Annotated in this window: 17 protein-coding genes; 15 read left to right on the forward strand and 2 right to left on the reverse strand. The window is 57.3% G+C overall.

The window, feature by feature from the left end:
* Positions 1-209: 209 nt before the first annotated feature.
* From FB472_RS14265 to FB472_RS00345, 15 genes are all read left to right on the forward strand, one after another.
* Positions 210-560 carry a glycosyltransferase family 2 protein gene (locus tag FB472_RS14265; protein WP_246077994.1) on the forward strand — a complete coding sequence of 117 codons (351 nt, stop codon included), beginning with the start codon at positions 210-212 and terminating at the stop codon, positions 558-560.
* 353 nt (positions 561-913) lie between these two features.
* Positions 914-1,561 carry a hypothetical protein gene (locus FB472_RS00280; protein WP_141989158.1) on the forward strand — a complete coding sequence of 216 codons (648 nt, stop codon included), beginning with the start codon at positions 914-916 and terminating at the stop codon, positions 1,559-1,561.
* On the forward strand, positions 1,558-3,519 hold the full coding sequence (thrS, locus tag FB472_RS00285) for a threonine--tRNA ligase (RefSeq protein ID WP_141989159.1): 1,962 nt from the start codon (positions 1,558-1,560) through the stop codon (positions 3,517-3,519). Before FB472_RS00280 ends, thrS begins: the two co-directional genes overlap by 4 nt.
* 3 nt (positions 3,520-3,522) lie before the next feature.
* Entirely contained in the window at positions 3,523-4,086 is a 564-nt protein-coding gene (locus FB472_RS00290; RefSeq protein WP_141989160.1) for an HIT family protein, read from the forward strand.
* A gap of 50 nt (positions 4,087-4,136) precedes the next feature.
* Positions 4,137-5,039, forward strand: coding sequence for a pyridoxal 5'-phosphate synthase lyase subunit PdxS (gene pdxS / locus FB472_RS00295; protein ID WP_141989161.1), 903 nt, complete (start codon positions 4,137-4,139; stop codon positions 5,037-5,039).
* A complete protein-coding gene (pdxT, locus tag FB472_RS00300) occupies positions 5,029-5,643 on the forward strand; it encodes a pyridoxal 5'-phosphate synthase glutaminase subunit PdxT (RefSeq protein WP_141989162.1) in 615 nt (204 codons plus the stop codon). The genes pdxS and pdxT overlap by 11 nt, the downstream gene beginning before the upstream one ends.
* Before the next feature lie 18 nt (positions 5,644-5,661).
* Positions 5,662-6,276 carry a hypothetical protein gene (locus FB472_RS00305; RefSeq protein ID WP_141989163.1) on the forward strand — a complete coding sequence of 205 codons (615 nt, stop codon included), beginning with the start codon at positions 5,662-5,664 and terminating at the stop codon, positions 6,274-6,276.
* A 50-nt stretch (positions 6,277-6,326) separates the two neighbouring features.
* A complete protein-coding gene (locus tag FB472_RS00310; protein ID WP_021809676.1) occupies positions 6,327-7,085 on the forward strand; it encodes a YebC/PmpR family DNA-binding transcriptional regulator in 759 nt (252 codons plus the stop codon).
* A gap of 3 nt (positions 7,086-7,088) precedes the next feature.
* Positions 7,089-7,694: a crossover junction endodeoxyribonuclease RuvC gene (ruvC, locus tag FB472_RS00315; protein WP_141989164.1), complete on the forward strand. Its 606-nt coding sequence runs from the start codon at positions 7,089-7,091 to the stop codon at positions 7,692-7,694.
* The gene (gene ruvA / locus FB472_RS00320) at positions 7,691-8,311 is read left to right on the forward strand and encodes a Holliday junction branch migration protein RuvA (RefSeq protein WP_141989165.1); all 621 of its coding nucleotides are present in this window, start codon (positions 7,691-7,693) and stop codon (positions 8,309-8,311) included. The genes ruvC and ruvA overlap by 4 nt, the downstream gene beginning before the upstream one ends.
* The gene (gene ruvB, locus FB472_RS00325) at positions 8,308-9,339 is read left to right on the forward strand and encodes a Holliday junction branch migration DNA helicase RuvB (RefSeq protein WP_141989166.1); all 1,032 of its coding nucleotides are present in this window, start codon (positions 8,308-8,310) and stop codon (positions 9,337-9,339) included. The genes ruvA and ruvB overlap by 4 nt, the downstream gene beginning before the upstream one ends.
* A 64-nt stretch (positions 9,340-9,403) precedes the next feature.
* Entirely contained in the window at positions 9,404-9,841 is a 438-nt protein-coding gene (locus tag FB472_RS00330) for a preprotein translocase subunit YajC (RefSeq protein WP_141989167.1), read from the forward strand.
* 91 nt (positions 9,842-9,932) lie between these two features.
* On the forward strand, positions 9,933-11,678 hold the full coding sequence (gene secD, locus FB472_RS00335) for a protein translocase subunit SecD (RefSeq protein WP_141989168.1): 1,746 nt from the start codon (positions 9,933-9,935) through the stop codon (positions 11,676-11,678).
* A complete protein-coding gene (gene secF, locus FB472_RS00340; protein ID WP_141989169.1) occupies positions 11,678-12,694 on the forward strand; it encodes a protein translocase subunit SecF in 1,017 nt (338 codons plus the stop codon). The genes secD and secF overlap by 1 nt, the downstream gene beginning before the upstream one ends.
* Before the next feature lie 112 nt (positions 12,695-12,806).
* Positions 12,807-15,053 carry a RelA/SpoT family protein gene (locus FB472_RS00345; protein WP_141989170.1) on the forward strand — a complete coding sequence of 749 codons (2,247 nt, stop codon included), beginning with the start codon at positions 12,807-12,809 and terminating at the stop codon, positions 15,051-15,053.
* On the opposite strand, the gene FB472_RS00350 is transcribed toward FB472_RS00345, so the two are convergent.
* Together FB472_RS00350 and FB472_RS00355 are read right to left on the reverse strand one after the other, a co-directional pair.
* On the reverse strand, positions 15,050-15,637 hold the full coding sequence (locus FB472_RS00350) for a hypothetical protein (protein WP_141989171.1): 588 nt from the start codon (positions 15,635-15,637) through the stop codon (positions 15,050-15,052). The genes FB472_RS00345 and FB472_RS00350 overlap by 4 nt on opposite strands.
* An 82-nt stretch (positions 15,638-15,719) precedes the next feature.
* Entirely contained in the window at positions 15,720-16,949 is a 1,230-nt protein-coding gene (locus tag FB472_RS00355; RefSeq protein ID WP_141989172.1) for a DUF349 domain-containing protein, read from the reverse strand.
* Positions 16,950-17,003 lie beyond the last annotated feature (54 nt).

The raw sequence follows: 17,003 nt of genomic DNA on the forward strand, positions 1-17,003 counted from the left end.
TGACTAGTTGCCTCGCTACACCTTTCTTGTTCCGGTGTTCAAAGAAGCAAATATTGTCGCTCAGCTGGTCAGAAACCTTAGAAGTATCGACTGGCCCACAAACCGCCTCGTCATCTTCGATGCTGAGGACACTCCTGAATCAGATCAGCTCAATAAGGCATGCATCTCTTTTCAGCGCGGTGGTGAAAAGACGGTGTGTCCAAGCTGCATTGAACTATTTTAACGCCCGCGAAAATGTGCTGACACGAATGTTCTCGCTCGAGTATGGCTACTGGTTCGACTACATGTTGTCTGGGCTCGACTCGCTCGACCTGCCGATCCCTCTCGGCGGTACGTCAAACCATTTCCGCACCGAGGCGCTCGAAAGTCTCGGAGGTTGGGACCCCTACAACGTGACAGAAGATGTTGACCTGGGCATCCGTGCAAACGCGTTGGACTACCGAGTCGGTGTGGTGAATTCGGCAGCGGAGTCGATGGATCACGGGCTATATGCAGACAACGTTGGTCCACGCGCGCCGACCGCTGGCGTTACTTCGCGAGATTGGTTTTTGGCAATTTAGTGGTTTTGTTCTTCGTATCGCAGGAACGCCGGCCATATTCTTGGGAGTGCTGCCCCTTTATATTTGGACGGTGCTCTCGTTGGCGTTGCCAATGGGCTTTGTCGCGCAGTTCTGCCCGGTCTGGCTTTTGTGGCTGTGTTTTCTCAACTTCATTATCGGCAGTTCGATCATGGTCTACCTATCTATGATGGGGCCTTTCAAGCTCGGAACATTTGCCCTAGAGCCGTGGGCACTACTCAACCTGCTGTACTGAATTCTTCACTCGATTGCGTCGTACAAGGCACTCTGGCAACTCACCACGGAGCCGCACTGCTGGGAGAAGGCGGAGCATGGCCTGACAAGCCAGAGCAACCATGAGTGAGCCACTGACCAATACCCGGGTACTTCGCATCGCGACCCGTCCGCCTCGTACCCGACTTGATAAGTGGGCTCGACGCACACCGAGACGGCGGCTACTGCTGGGTCTGTTTGCGTTTCCCTACGTCCTCTTCGCCGTTGTCGTGGCGTCACTTGGTTCAGCTAAGGCGCCGAATGGGGCACTTGTCGAACGAGCTTCGCAGATCGAGTGGGATCGTGCATACGTTCAATGGTTGGGGGAAATTTTCCCGCCGGTCAGCACGCTCAGCGCGCGCATTTTTTTGCAGAAGCTTGTAGCGATCATGGTGCAGCGATGTTTCCCGCGGTCAACCGTTGTGATCCTGATGGTTGCCCTCGCACTCAACCCCCTTTCCTTTTATAACGCGACACAAAACTTTGCGGCGTTCTTCGGGCTCTTACTCTTTGGGTTGGGTCTTTCGCACATCGTGCGTTTCATCACGTGGGGTAACACTGAGTCGGGGTTTCGCGTCGGACTCTATTTCATGGTGGCGGTTCTTACCGATGCGACCGCGCTCGTCTGTGTGGCCGCGGCCGCAGTATCCGCACCGTTGCTCAGTCACTACAGACTGGGCCAAACGGGTGTGCGGCGCGCAATCGTGATGGCCGCTAAAGTTGTGCTGTGAGTAAGACTGGATTTGATCTGTACACCGACCGCAACGTCGTCGCACTGCGCGTCAACGGTGAGCTGAAAGACCTCGCCACCACCGTGACCGACTCGGATGAGGTCGAGGCCGTAACTATTGATTCTCCCGACGGTCTCAACATTCTTCGCCACTCAGCAGCGCATGTTGCGGCTCAAGCGATCCAGACGATCAATCCTGAGGCGAAGCTTGGTATTGGCCCGCCAGTGACCGATGGTTTCTACTACGACTTCGACGTGGAAGAGCCTTTCACTCCCGAGGATCTCAAAGCGATCACCAAGGCGATGGATCGCATCATCCGACAGGGTCAGCGATTTCAGCGACGTGTCGTCACCGAGACCGAAGCTCGCGCGGAACTCGCCGATGAGCCGTACAAGCTAGAGCTCATCGGTATTAAGGGTTCTGTTGGCGAAGGCGGTTCTGACGGCGATAACGAATCAGTTGAAGTCGGCGGCACCGAGTTGACTATCTACGACAACGTCGATGGCAAAACGGGCGAGGTTTATTGGAAAGATCTGTGTCGCGGACCGCACCTGCCCAACACTCGGATGATCGGTAACGGCTGGTCGCTTACACGCACGGCCGCGGCATACTGGCGTGGCTCGGAAAAAAACAAACAGCTGCAGCGCGTCTACGGTACAGCGTGGCCGACGAAAGATGAGCTTCGCGAATACCAAGCACGTCAGGAAGAGGCGCTCAAACGCGACCATCGCAAGCTCGGTGCTGAGCTTGACCTGTTCTCCTTCCCCGATGAAATCGGCTCCGGACTAGCGGTGTTTCACCCCAAGGGCGGCATCATCCGTCACGAGATGGAAGATTACTCCCGCAAGCGCCACTTGCAAGAGGGCTACTCGTTCGTCAATACGCCCCACATCACCAAAGAGGCACTGTTCGAGACGTCTGGCCATCTCGGCTGGTACAAGGACGGCATGTTCCCTCCGATGCACCTCGATGAGGCGCGCAACGAGGAAGGCGAGATCACTCGTCAGGGGGCTGACTACTACCTCAAGCCCATGAACTGCCCCATGCATATCCTTATCTACCGTTCTAGCGGGCGCTCCTATCGCGATCTTCCGATGCGTTTGTTCGAATTCGGTACGGTCTACCGCAACGAGAAGTCTGGCGTAATTCATGGGCTAACTCGCGTGCGCGGGCTCACGATGGATGATGCCCACATCTTCACGACCAAGGAGGGGATGAAACAGGAGTTGACGAGCACCCTCAACTTCGTGCTCTCGCTACTCCGCGACTATGGACTCACCGACTTCTACCTGGAGTTGTCAACGAAGAATCCCGAGAAGTACGTCGGCGACGACGATACCTGGGATGAAGCAACCCAGACGCTCGCCGAAGTAGCGGCTGAGTCAGGTCTCGAGCTTGTGCCCGACCCGGGCGGAGCCGCGTTCTACGGCCCCAAGATTTCGGTCCAGGCCCGCGATGCCATTGGCCGTACCTGGCAGATGTCTACCGTGCAGCTCGACTTCAACCTGCCTGAAAGATTCGATCTCGAATACACGGCTGCCGATGGTTCGCGCCAGCGCCCGGTGATGATCCATCGCGCGTTGTTTGGATCGATTGAGCGTTTCTTTGGAGTTCTTACCGAGCACTATGCCGGCGCGTTCCCCGTGTGGTTGTCGCCGGTTCAGGTCGTTGGTATCCCCGTGGCTGAGGCGTACGAGGAGTACTTGGGCGGTGTTATCGACCAGTTGAAGGCCTTGGGCGTGCGTGCCGAGCTCGATGCGTCCAGTGAGCGGATGCAGAAGAAGATTCGCACCCACACGAAGTCGAAGATTCCGTTCCAGTTGATCGCAGGAGAGCAGGATCAGGCTGCTGGCTCAGTGAGTTTCCGTTTTCGTGATGGCACTCAAGAGAACGGCATTCCCATTGCGGATGCTGTTGCGCGTATTACTGACGCGATCGCGACGCGAGCTCAGGTTTAGCCCGTGCGCGATTACGACGGGTCCGAGCTGCCTGTGGGGGAGTCGAGCACGGATTTCGCGGCGGTGCCCGACTCTTTTCAGCGTCTGTGGACCCCTCACCGCATTGCCTATATCCAAGACCAGACTCAGCCAGACACCGACGATTGTCCATTCTGCATAGCACCGACCCTTGATGACGAGAAGGCACTCATTGTTGCGCGCGGAAAGACTGCCTATGTGTTGCTTAATCTCTTTCCCTATAACAGCGGGCATTTGCTCGTCTGCCCGTTTCGCCACGTGCCGCTTTATGACGAAGCGACGGATGCCGAGGTTGCTGAGATCGCGGCGCTCACGCAAACAGCGATGCGAGTGCTCCGCGAAACCTCCCGATCCCACGGTTTCAACATTGGGATGAATCAGGGTGTTGTGGCCGGTGCCGGAATTGCGAATCACTTGCACCAGCATGTGGTTCCGCGGTGGGCGACTGACTCGAATTTCTTTCCGATCGTGGCGGGTACAAAGGCGATTCCCCGACTTCTTGGCGAGGTGCGAGACGAACTCGCTGTGGCGTGGCCGAGGAACCACTGAGTATGAATTGGCTGCATTCTTTGTAGCTGTATCGCCGTAGGTTTGTAACTATGAGCGAGAACACATCATCAAACGACTTTGGTACCAATCGAGTTAAGCGCGGGCTTGCAGAGATGCTCAAGGGCGGCGTCATTATGGATGTCGTGAATGCTGAGCAAGCCAAGATTGCCGAAGATGCCGGTGCCGTTGCGGTCATGGCGCTCGAGCGTGTTCCTGCCGATATTCGGTCACAGGGGGGAGTCGCCCGCATGAGTGATCCCGACCTGATCGATGGCATCATTGAGGCCGTGTCGATCCCGGTTATGGCTAAGGCACGCATCGGTCACTTCGTTGAGGCGCAGATTCTGCAGTCGCTCAAGGTGGACTACATCGATGAGTCTGAGGTGTTGAGCCCCGCAGACTATGTCAACCACATCGACAAGTGGAACTTCGACGTTCCCTTCGTTTGTGGCGCAACGAACCTGGGTGAAGCGCTTCGGCGCATCACGGAGGGCGCTGCCATGATTCGCTCAAAGGGCGAAGCTGGCACCGGCGATGTTTCGGAGGCGACCAAGCACATCCGCACCATCAAGGGTCAAATCAACGCACTCCGCTCAAAGACTACCGATGAGCTCTATGTGGCGGCGAAAGAACTTCAGGCGCCCTACGATCTTGTTCGTGAGATCGCTCAGACTGGCAAACTCCCCGTCGTGCTCTTTACGGCCGGCGGAGTCGCAACTCCCGCTGACGCCGCCCTCATGATGCAACTCGGTGCCGATGGGGTGTTTGTCGGCTCCGGAGTATTCAAGTCGGGTAACCCGATCCAGCGTGCCGCAGCAATCGTCAAGGCGACGACATTCTTCGACGATCCCGACGTGATCGCGGAGGCTTCGCGCGGGCTCGGTGAGGCCATGGTCGGCATCAACGTCTCCGATCTTGCAGCTCCCCACCGTCTCTCCGAGCGTGGCTGGTAGTAGTTCAGCAGTCGGTCCGCGGCCTATCGGAGTACTGGCTCTCCAGGGTGATTTTCGTGAGCACCTTCAGGTGCTTCAACAACTGGGAGAAACCGCAATAGCGGTCAAAACTCCCGGACAGTTGGAGCACATTGCGGGGCTCATCCTCCCCGGTGGCGAATCGAGTGTGATCGACAAGCTATCCCGCCTTTACGGGCTTGCTGAGCCCATAAAAGCGGCGATTGCCCATGGGCTGCCGGTCTACGGCACCTGCGCCGGACTGATCCTGCTCGCCGACACCGTGCTCGATGCAATTCCGGGTCAGCAGTCATTCGGCGGTCTCGATATTGTTGTGCGACGCAACGCTTTCGGCTCGCAATCCGAATCGTTTGAAACCGCCCTCAGCGTTCCCGAATTGGGTACGACACCGGTAGAGGCAGTGTTCATCAGGGCACCCGTCGTGGAGTCCATAGGGCCGCGGGCTCGCGCACTTGCAACGCTTGATGACGGTCGGATCGTTGCCGTTGAGCATGGCGCGCTTATGGGCACGTCATTTCACCCCGAGATCACAGGCGACACCCGTTTTCATGAGTATTTTGTAGCGCGAGTGCGCGCTAGCAAATAAGTCCTGCATCATGGATGGATGCAACTCTACGCAGACTATGCGCCCCGTCGGGCCCGCCAGGTGACGGGCGACATCGTCGCCCTCGTTTTCATCGTTGTGTGGATCGCACTGGGAGTGTGGGTGTACCAATTGATCGCCGCGTTTCAGCAGCTGGGAATCCAGATGCAACAGGCGGGCGCCGGGTTCCGGTCAACCATGGTCGAGCTGGGAGACACACTCGGGTCAGTCCCGCTCATCGGTACTGGCATTCGCGTACCTTTCGACGGAGCGAGCGACGCCGGTGCGGCGCTAGAGACTGCGGGGCAAAGCCAGCAGGCTACAGTGCTCGCTGCCGCTACTGCGGTCGGAGTGATAATTTCCGTTGTACCGATCGCCCTGATCCTTCTGCTGTGGTTGCTGCCGCGCATTCGTTTTGCGCAACGCGCCACCGAAGCAAAAAACCTTCTCAGTACGCCCGGTGGCACCGATTTGCTTGCTCTTCGGGCACTGTCATCCCAAAAACTGTCGGTCTTAAGCGAAATTTCGTCAGAGGTTGCGTCTCAATGGCGGGCGGGAGATCGGGCGACTGCCGCCCGTCTTGCTCAGCTCCAGTTGCGTTCGCTCGGGGTGCGCAGCGCCCTTGTCGAGCACTAGCGCGGGGATTCGCGCAGAAGGCGCGCGTCTCGCCGGGTAGAATGTCAACCATGTCAGGGCACTCTAAATGGGCAACTACCAAGCACAAGAAGGCGATAACTGATTCTCGCCGCGCGAAAGCCTTCGCGAAACTGATCAAGAATATTGAAGTGGCGGCCAAGATCGGTGGAGCCGACCTCTCAGGCAACCCGACTCTCGTTGATGCCATCCAGAAGGCCAAGAAGACGTCGGTGCCTAACGACAATATTGATCGTGCGGTCAAGCGTGGCTCAGGTCAGCTCGGCGATGCAGTCGAGTACGTCAACATCATGTACGAAGGCTACGGCCCCAATGGCGTTGCGCTGATGGTGGAGTGTCTTACCGACAACAAGAACCGAGCTGCAGCGGATGTTCGCACGATTATGAGCCGCAACGGTGGCTCGCTCGCTGACCCGGGCAGCGTCGCCTACAACTTTGAGCGCAAAGGCGTCATCTCGATAACGAAGACTGAGGACATCTCTGAAGACGACATCCTATTGGCGGTCTTGGATGCGGGCGCTGAAGAGGTCAAAAATCATGGTGAGGGCTTTGAGGTAATTACCGACACGGCTCACCTCGTTCAGTCGCGGGATGCTCTGCAAGCAGCCGGAATCGACTACGATTCGTCGGAAGCCGAGTTTGTTCCTCATCTCACAGTCGAAGTAGATGTCGACACTGCTCGAAAGGTTTTTCGCCTCATTGAGGCCCTTGAAGAGTCTGATGATGTTCAGAACATCTACTCGAACTTCGACATCACGCCTGAGGTGCAGGCGGAACTCGACGAGGACTAACGGATGGCGCTGCGTGTAATCGGGATCGATCCCGGACTTACGCGGTGCGGTATCGGAGTTGTCGACGTTGGCGCGGATCGGCGTGCGGCTCTGGTGCACGTTAGTGTCGTCCGCACGCCGCCGGGCATGCCGCTCGAAGAACGGTTGCGGCTAATCGGTGAGAGCATTGACGCGGTCATTGCCCAATTCTCGCCGCAGCAACTCGCCCTTGAGCGCGTGTTTGCCCAGTTGAATGTGAGCACGGTCATGGGCACAGCCCAGGCGAGTGGGGTCGCCATGTATGTTGCGGCACAGCGGGGGCTATCGGTCACGCTTCACACCCCCACTGAGGTGAAGCTTGCCATTACCGGTTACGGTGGCGCCGATAAAAAACAGGTGGGTGCGATGGTTGCCCGTGTGCTTCGCCTGGCTGAGGCTCCTAAGCCCGCGGATGCTGCGGATGCGTGTGCCCTAGCTGTGTGCGCAGCGTGGAAGGGAGTCGCTCCCCGCGCCGATCGCGCTGACAGCGCGTCGGAGCCCGGAACTGCCACCGTGTCTTCGCTGACGCCAGCCCAAGAGGCGTGGCGGTCGGCCGAGAAGTCGGTGGGTGCTCGTAGGCTCAAACTATGATTTCTTCGCTCCGCGGCACCGTTCTCGTCGCGGGAGGCACCTCGATTGTCGTTGAGGTGGGGGGTATAGGCCTTTCCGTTAGCGTTACGCCGGAACATGCAGGTTCTGTTCGCGTGGGTGCCGAGACTCAGGTAAACACGGCCCTCATCGTTCGTGAAGACGATCTTTCGCTGTATGGCTTTCGGACGATCGATGAACTCGAGGTATTTGCTCTGCTGCGCGGCGTTACCGGAGTGGGGCCCAAGAGCGCTATGGGTGTTCTTGCTGCGCTGAGCCCGGACGACATTGCTCGTGCTGTTGCCGAAGACAATGACTCGGCATTTCGTAAAGTCTCGGGAATTGGGCCGAAGACCGCGAAGCTCATCGTGCTCAATCTTGCTGGCAAGGTTTTTGTCGCCACCCACCAGCGCGGCGCGATAGCATCCGTGCCCAGTTCCACGACCGCGAGTGTCTCGATGGCACTACAGGGTCTTGGTTGGCCTGAGAGACTTGCTCAACAGGCGGCGGAGGCCGCGGTCCAGGAAGCCCCCGCTGCAGACAAGAGCAACACGCAACTAATTCTGCGCCGTGCACTAGTTCTCGTTGGGTCACCATCAAGCACAGCAGGTACTTCATGACTCACAACGACGAAACAGTGGCAACCCCCGGTGTTGAGTCGGAGGCCGAGCTAGCGTTCGAGGGCGCTTTGCGGCCGAAGTCTCTCGACGAATTTGTTGGTCAACAGAAAGTACGTGGTCAGCTTCAGCTGCTGTTGCGTGCCGCCGAAATGCAAAATCGCACCGCTGACCACATTTTGCTCGCAGGGCCACCCGGTCTCGGCAAGACAACGCTAGCGATGATCGTCGCTCATGAAAGCAATCGCCCCCTACGAATGTCGAGCGGACCAGCAATTCAGCACGCTGGCGATCTCGCTGCAGTTTTGTCATCCCTTTTGCCGGGAGAGGTCCTCTTTATCGATGAGATCCACCGGATGGCTCGCTCGGCAGAAGAGATGCTTTACCTCGCGATGGAAGACTTTCGTATCGACATCATGGTCGGTAAGGGTGCTGGGGCGACATCCATCCCGCTTGATATCGCGCCGTTCACCTTGGTGGGAGCGACCACGCGGTCGGGGTTGCTGCCCAATCCACTTCGCGATCGTTTCGGGTTCACAGCCCATCTGGAGTTTTACGATGAATCCGAACTCGAGCAGGTGCTCGTTCGCGCAGCAGTGATGTTGGATTTGGAGATCAGGAGCGAAGCAATTGCAGAGATTGCTGGCCGCTGTCGCGGCACGCCCCGAATTGCTAATCGGCTGCTGCGTCGGGTGCGCGACTTTGCGCTGGTAAATGACGTTTCCGCTTCTCGGGATGCGGTTCGTGCAGCACTCGAACTTTATGATGTCGATCAATTGGGTCTCGACCGCCTCGATCGTGCTGTTATGCACACCATGTTGACCCGGTTCGATGGGGGACCGGTGGGGCTCAATACGCTCGCGGTTTCGGTCGGCGAAGAAGCGGAGACCGTTGAGGCAGTTGTCGAACCCTTCCTCGTGCGGATTGGCCTGTTGACGCGGACACCGCGCGGCAGGGTAGCAACTCGTGCCGCCTGGGAACACTTTGGGATGGCTGAACGTAATTCGACTCTATTCAGCGATGAACTATAGTTTGATTGGCTCAACACGCGCCTCAACGTGAGCGCCAGGCCCACAGACCACCGAAAGGTACCTCATGGATCCGCTTTCTATTGCGATGCTCGCCATTCTCGGCGTGCTTATCTTCTTCATGTTCCGCAACAGCCGCAAGCGGAAGGCGCAGATGGAAGAAGTCCGCGGACAGATGCTTCCCGGCGTCGAGGTCATGACTAATTTCGGGCTTTTTGGAACGCTCGTTGCAAACGACACTGTCGCTAATTCTGCTGAGATTGAGATCAGTAAGGGTGTCATCGTCAAAGTCCACAGCCAGACACTTGCCAAGGTTGTCGTTGAAGAGCCCACTGAAGAGGGTGCCCCGCGCTCCGTAGAAGAAGCGATGGAGATCGCCAACCGTGAGGCTGAAGAACGTGACGCGGTTACGGCGGAGTCGACAACCGAGAAGGCTCCAGAATTTGGAGAGCTTTCTGACACGAAACCAGTGAGCTCAACGGAGTCAAAAAAGGCGTCCGAGTAACCCACTAGTGTTGAGTGTCGTCCCTCCCGAGGGCGGATGTCCAACGGCGTGCGCTTCTGCACTGCTCTGTGAAGAAAGCTGAGTCAAATAGGTGGCTAGAACTACCCCTGTGAAAAACGCGTGGCGAGCCATCGTCTGGCTCACCACAATCACGGTGGGGCTCACCGTTGTGATTGGTGCTGGCTCCATTTTTGGTTCCGCATCTTGGGCTCCAAAGCTCGCTCTTGACCTTGAGGGCGGGACACAAATCGTGCTCGCTCCCCTCTTGGAGAGCGGTCAGACGGTTTCTGGCGAACAGTTGTCCCAGGCGGTCTCGATTATTCGTGATCGGGTAGACGCCAGTGGTGTCGCTGAGGCAGAAGTTACAACGCAGGGCGGGAGCAACGTCGTCGTTTCGATCCCCGGCGTTCCCGATGAAGAGACGCTCAACCGAATTCAGTCATCAGCCAAACTTGAGTTCCGTCCGGTTTTGTATACGGAGGTTGCCTCTAGCTCAACCGCTGAGCCAACGCCCGAGTCCACGGACGGTGCAGAAACTCCAGACGGGGAGTCAGCGACGGCAACGCCGGCGCCCACGCTAGCGACGACACCGACAGCAACCCCCACCGATGCCAGTGACCTTAACTGGATCACAGAATCTCTCTTCGACGAGTACACGAATTTTGACTGCAATTCGCTCGACAACTTTAGCGTCGCGCCCTCTGATGAGCCGTTGATTACCTGTGATGCTGACGATGCATTCAAGTACATTCTTGGCCCCGTCGAGGTTGAGGGCAGCACGATCACTGATGCGACAAGCGGAATGGTCACGAGCTCGCAGGGAGTGAGCACCGGGCAGTGGGGTGTGTTTCCCACGTTCAACGATGCAGGCACCGAAGAAGTAGCCGCAATGACAACCCGACTTTTTGGCTACGACGAGACTGATCCTCGTAACCGGTTCGGAATCGTACTCGACGGCCGTGTGATTTCGGCGCCAACGACTCAGGGAATTATTACCGGCGGCAATCCGCAGATCTCCGGGTCATTCGATCAGGACAGCGCGAAGGTTCTGGCCGACCAGCTCAAATTCGGCGCGCTGCCCATTGGCTTCGAAGTCCAGAGCAATGAAACAATCTCGGCTACCCTCGGCACCAATCAGCTCAACTCGGGCATCATCGCCGGGTTAGTTGGCCTTCTCCTCGTTGTTATCTACTCCCTCTTTCAGTATCGGCTGCTTGGACTGGTCACGGTTGCTTCGCTCATTGTTGCGGGAGTCCTCACCTATCTCGTGATTGCGTACCTCTCGTGGCGCTACGGCTACCGCCTGTCACTCGCCGGTGTTGCGGGTCTAATTGTGGCAATCGGTTTTACGGCCGACTCGTTCATCGTGTACTTCGAGCGCATTCGAGACGAACTCCGCGACGGTCGCTCACTAACAGGTGCTGTCGAATTCGGGTGGAAGCGCGCACTCCGCACCATCCTCGCAGCCAAAGCAGTCAACCTACTTTCCGCCGTTGTGCTTTTCGTGCTTGCTGTGGGAAACGTACGAGGGTTCGCTTTGACCCTCGGCATCACCACAGTGATCGACGTGCTTATTGTCGTGCTGTTTACGCACCCGATGTTGCAGCTCCTGGCTACAACCAAATTCTTTGCAAGTGGACACCCGATTAGCGGCCTCGATCCCAAAGCTCTGGGGGCTGTCTATCGTGGTCGTGCTCAGTTCCGCTCGCCGGCCGCTACCAAGGCAACGACGGGGGCTGGTCGAGAGGCAGCGCGTCGCCAAACTATCGCTGAACGAAAAGCTGCTGAAATGGCGGGAGCCGCCAAAGATTCCAGCTCAGTTGGAAAGGAATCCTGATGGCTAGCTTCTCGAAGTTCGGCAACGACCTCTATACCGGTGAACTATCGGTCAATTTCATCGGCCGTCGCAAGATCTGGTACATCCTCGCGGCCGTAATACTGGCGGTGTCGATCATCGTTCCGGCGCTCCGCGGTGGCTATGTCTTTGGCATTGAGTTCACTGGTGGATCGCAATTCCAAATCGATTCGGTAGAAGCCCTTGCTAACCCCGATACAGGTGCCGAAGCACAGAACCTTGCGACGGACACCGTGATCGATGTCGTCGCCAATGCTGAGCCCAAGGTCACGGTTGTCGGGACCAACTCGTTGAGAGTGCAGACGGAGCAACTAGAACCGGATGAATCGAATACCGTACGCGATGCGCTTGCGGGCGCGTTCAACGTAGAAAATGATCAAGTCGCAGCATCCTTTGTCGGACCTTCGTGGGGTGCAGACATCACTGGTTCGGCCCTGCGCGCGCTCCTAGTTTTCATTGTTCTTGCGGCCATCATGATGGCGATCTACTTCCGCACCTGGAAGATGTCTGTTGCCGCGATGATTGCGTTGGTCCACGACATCGTGATCACAGCCGGGGTTTACGGAGTTTTTGGATTTGAAATTACTCCATCCGCTGTCATCGGATTCCTCACGATCTTGGGATTCTCGCTGTATGACACGGTTGTGGTGTTTGACAAGATTCGCGAGAACACGTCGGAGGACGGTTCCGAATCTCGGCGTACCTTTGCAGAGTCTGTGAACCTGGCGGTCAACCAGACACTGGTGCGGTCTATCAATACCGGTGTGGTTGCCGCATTACCTGTCGCCGCGATCCTCTTTATCGGAGCCTTAGTTCTCGGTGCGGGAACGCTGCGCGACATTGCGCTCGCACTGTTCATCGGAATCGTTGTTGGCACCTACTCCACCATTTTCATCGCGGCCCCGCTCTACGCTCAGTTCCGTGAGAACGAGCCGGAGATTCTTCGCCGCACCAAGCGGTTGACGGCGGCACGCGCGGTTGAGAAGGACAACAAGTAGTCGCGATGAGCGAGCGTGTTTGTCAGCGTTCGCAGGCCAGCCCGCGCTTGAGGAGCGCTAGCTATCGCACCGTGCCCGTTCACGTCTTAGAATTGATCTAGGAGGTAGCGGGATGAGCGAATCAGCACAATCTTCTGCCTCGTTTCGGGCACTGTTGCCGAGGATTTTTTCTCGCGCTCAACCTGCGGGCGCTGTTGAGAAATTACTGCGCACGGTAAAGATGAATCATCCCAAAGCGAATCTTGCGCTGATTGAGCGGGCCTATGCGGCGGCTTTCCGGGCGCACGACGGGCAGAAGCGCAAAAGTGGCGAGCCCTACATCACTCACCCGGTAGCGGTTGCGCAGGTTCTGGCGGAACTGGGCATCGGTGAGAAAACGATCGCAGCAGCCCTGCTGCATGACACCGTCGAAGACACGGAGTACTCACTCGATGAGTTGCGGGTCGAGTTTGGTGACGAAATCGCCATGCTGGTCGATGGGGTAACGAAGCTCGATAAGATCAAGTACGGCGACAGTGCGCAGGCAGAAACTGTTCGCAAGATGATTGTTGCGATGTCGAAAGATATCCGTGTTCTCGTCATCAAGCTGGCCGACCGACTTCACAATGCGCGAACGTGGGGATTCGTGCCGAGGGAGTCAGCTTCTCGTAAGGCGCAAGAGACACTCGAAATCTATGCGCCACTGGCACATCGACTCGGAATCCAAGCGATCAAAATCGAGCTCGAAGATCTCTCGTTCGCTGTGCTGCATCCGAAAATCTATGTCGAGATAGAAAGTCTTGTGACCAAGCGCACGCCCATGCGTGACGAATTTCTGAAAGAGGTCATTGCCTCAGTCAGTGATGATCTCAAGACCGCTCGCATCAAGGGATCTGTGGCAGGGAGACCGAAGCAGCACTACTCGATCTACCAAAAGATGATTGTGCGTGGCCGCGAATTTGATGAGATCTACGATCTCGTCGGCATCCGGGTTTTGGTGAACTCTGTGCGTGACTGCTATGCGGTGCTTGGCTCAATTCACGCTAGGTGGAACCCGATTCCCGGGCGATTCAAAGACTATATCGCGACGCCCAAATTCAATCTCTATCAGTCGCTCCACACAACCGTGATTGGCCCCCAGGGGCGTGCGGTAGAGCTCCAGATTCGAACGAACGAGATGCATCACCGGGCTGAATTCGGCGTTGCGGCACATTGGAAGTATAAGGATCGAAGTGCCGGCAAAATTGTTGAGAGCGGACCGGTCGATAGCGACATGGCGTGGCTTGCTCACATTACCGACTGGCAGGCAGAGACATCTGACCCCGGCGAGTTCCTTGAATCGTTGCGGTTCGAGATTGGTGCCAAAGAGGTCTACGTGTTCACCCCGCAAGGAAAGGTCATCGGACTCCCTGCTGGGGCCACACCGGTCGACTTTGCCTACGCCGTGCACACTGAGATTGGTCACCGCACCATGGGCGCCAAAGTCAATGGTCGCCTCGTTCCACTAGAGAGTGAACTGACAAGCGGCGACTCAGTTGAGGTGTTCACTTCTAAGAGTCCGGATGCCGCACCCAGCCAAGACTGGCTGGGTTTCGTCAAGAGCACGAGAGCCCGCAACAAGATTCGGGCGTGGTTCACAAAAGAGCGACGCGATGAAGCGATTGAGCAGGGCAAGGACGCGATCGCGCGAGCGATGCGCAAGCAGAACATGCCGCTGCAAAAGCTCATGAATCATGAGTCCTTCGCTGATCTTGCGGCAACGATGCGGTATGAAGACGTATCAGCGCTGTACGCGGCAGTCGGCGAGGGGCATGTATCGACACAGTCGGTGATTGAGAAGCTTGTTGCGTCGCTCAGTTCAGGCACCGACGAAGACGACGGCGAGCTTACTTTTCCGGCGCAGGGAAAGCTTCGTCCTTTCAAGCATTCAGACTCGGGAATTCTGGTGCGCGGTGCGCCCGATATCTTGGTCAAACTGGCTCGTTGCTGCACCCCTGTCCCTGGCGACACGGTTGCGGGTTTTGTTACGCGCGGTGCTGGTGTCTCCGTTCACCGTTCTGATTGCCGGAACGTTCAGTCATTGCTCGATGAGCCTGAGCGCATGATTGATGTGGAGTGGGCCCCCACTTCGAAGAGTCTCTTTCTTGTGCAAATTCAGGTGGAGGCACTTGATCGCGCTGGACTGCTATCAGATATCACGAAGGTGTTGAGTGAAACGCACGTCAATATTCTTTCCGCAACCGTGAATACATCCACTGATCGCCTGGCGATCAGCAAGTTCGTCTTCGAGATGGGAGACACAACCCATCTTGATCGTGTTCTCAACGCCGTGAGACGAGTTGACGCGGTCTACGACGTGTACCGGGTCAACAGCGGCTAGTTTGCTATCGTCTGCACGGCCGCTGTCTGCATAGTCGCCGTAGGGATGAGTGCCAGGCGCTCAAGAGCGACGCGTTTCTGCGGCAGGTTTCTTCGTGCCGAGAGTGCGTCTGAGCATGTTGCGTGATCGAGTTTGCCGTCCTTCATCAGCGCGATGACCGCAGAAGTCTCACGGATGCTGAAATTTTCGCTGAATCTCAGCAGGTCGAGCACTGTTCGGAGTCGCGAAGTGACGCTGACGTTTGACACCGTGTCGATCTCATCTGAGGCGATCACGACTTCGCGCAGTGTGGCGTTGAGGCTCGGATGGGGTCGCGTGCGCGCCCCAATCGCGACACACAGCTGATGTCGACGTGGGGGAGTGATCACCGCACCCCAGACCCAAGCCGCGCTCATGCGTTCGGCAATTATTCGAGAATCGAGCACAACACCGAGTGCGCGAGCACGCAAGTGGGTGGTTTCGAACTCGTCTATGGCACAAAAGCACTGATCTAACGCGTAGAGCTCCCCGTCAAGGGCTGCGCACTGCAGTTCGGCGAGCGGGAGATCAACAGCGCTAAGCACTGATGGCAATCGTGGTGTCATTGCTCCATCGTGCCGCTATCCTTGCGTCAGCAGTCGCGTCGCAGCGATTCAGTGGACAAACTGCTGGCTTGTGGACAGTTGGCTACTTGACCGCGCTCAGCCACGCCTTCCGCGCATCAAGAGCATCTTGAGCCGCTGCGATCTTCTTAGCATCGCCAGTGGTCCGCGCTGCGGCGAGTTCCGCCTCAAGTTTGGCGATAACGTCGTTGAGCTGACCCAGGAACCCTTCGGAACGTTCTTGACGTTCCGGATTGCTCTTGTTCCAGTGGTCCTCGTCTAGCTTGCGAACCGCAGTCTCGATCTTTCGCAGCCGCTCTTCTGCGACCTTGATCTTGTCACGCGGAACTTTACCAATGTCATCCCAGCGTTTCTGAACTGACATGAGGGTCTTTTTAGCCTGAGCACGGTCAGTGGCAGTCAAGAGAGGCTCCGCCTCATCAAGAAGAGCCTTCTTGAGTTCCCAGTTAGCGGTGAATTCAACAGTGTCTCGGGCGTCGATTTCTGACTTCGCCGAGTAGAGCACATCACCGGCTTGCTTGAACTTCGCCCACAGCGCGTCGTCGAATTTCTTGCCGGCCCGGCCAGCGGCCTTCCAGCGATCGAGCAGACGACGGTAGGTGGGAATGGCGTCGGCACCCTGGGAGATGAGAGCCTCAGCTTCATCAACAAGCGCTTGCTTCTCGGCGCGCGCCTGCTTGTGAGCGGTATCGAGCTCGGCGAAGAACGCGCGTCGGTGAGTGTCAATGGTGCTTCTGGCGGCACGGAAGCGCTTCCAGAGTTCGTTCGCTTCTGCCTTCGGCAGGCGAGGACCATCGGTTTGATGCGCCTTCCACCGTGCAAAGATTTCATCCATTTGGGCAGTTACCTGTTTCCACTGCGCCTTGGCGGGGTCGGCTGCGGCGAGAGTCTCGGCCTCAACGACGAGCGCGGTGCGGGTCGCGATTGCTTCGCCGAGTGCAATCTTCGCCTCTTCGCTCTGCTTTTCCGTCAGTTTCGTGACGGAGCCACTGAGAGCTTCGACTCGGGCGTGGAGAGCGGGGAGATCGCCGACGGCATTGGCGGTTGCAATTGACTCGCTAAGGGTACGAATCGTTTTCGAGACGTCTGCTGCCGGTGCGCCGTTCTTGACGCGCTGTTCAAGTAGCGTTACTTGGCCTGCTAATTCGTGATACTTGCGGGTGAAGTAGGCCAAAGCTTCTTCGGGGGTTCCATCAGGGTATTGTCCGACTGCACGTTCGCCTTCTGCTTCCCGTACAAATACGGTACCCGTCTCATCGACGCGTCCCCACTCGTTTTGCTCCTGTGTAGCCAATTACTTCACCTTGCTGGTTATGCCGGAAGCCGCTGCCCGGGTGAACCCAAGCTT

Origin of the sequence: Rhodoglobus vestalii (genome assembly GCF_006788895.1) — a bacterium.
Taxonomy (GTDB): Bacteria; Actinomycetota; Actinomycetes; order Actinomycetales; family Microbacteriaceae; genus Rhodoglobus; species Rhodoglobus vestalii.

Excerpts from the sequence above, each read along its gene's own strand:
- ruvB (WP_141989166.1), top strand. The coding sequence starts at position 8,308 with ATGACTCACAACGACGAAACAGTGGCAACCCCCGGTGTTGAGTCGGAG.
- FB472_RS00305 (WP_141989163.1), top strand. The coding sequence starts at position 5,662 with ATGCAACTCTACGCAGACTATGCGCCCCGTCGGGCCCGCCAGGTGACG.
- secF (WP_141989169.1), top strand. The coding sequence starts at position 11,678 with ATGGCTAGCTTCTCGAAGTTCGGCAACGACCTCTATACCGGTGAACTA.
- FB472_RS00350 (WP_141989171.1), bottom strand. The coding sequence starts at position 15,637 with ATGACACCACGATTGCCATCAGTGCTTAGCGCTGTTGATCTCCCGCTC.
- pdxS (WP_141989161.1), top strand. The coding sequence starts at position 4,137 with ATGAGCGAGAACACATCATCAAACGACTTTGGTACCAATCGAGTTAAG.
- FB472_RS00330 (WP_141989167.1), top strand. The coding sequence starts at position 9,404 with ATGGATCCGCTTTCTATTGCGATGCTCGCCATTCTCGGCGTGCTTATC.
- FB472_RS00345 (WP_141989170.1), top strand. The coding sequence starts at position 12,807 with ATGAGCGAATCAGCACAATCTTCTGCCTCGTTTCGGGCACTGTTGCCG.
- ruvC (WP_141989164.1), top strand. The coding sequence starts at position 7,089 with ATGGCGCTGCGTGTAATCGGGATCGATCCCGGACTTACGCGGTGCGGT.
- ruvA (WP_141989165.1), top strand. The coding sequence starts at position 7,691 with ATGATTTCTTCGCTCCGCGGCACCGTTCTCGTCGCGGGAGGCACCTCG.
- FB472_RS00280 (WP_141989158.1), top strand. The coding sequence starts at position 914 with ATGAGTGAGCCACTGACCAATACCCGGGTACTTCGCATCGCGACCCGT.
- FB472_RS00310 (WP_021809676.1), top strand. The coding sequence starts at position 6,327 with ATGTCAGGGCACTCTAAATGGGCAACTACCAAGCACAAGAAGGCGATA.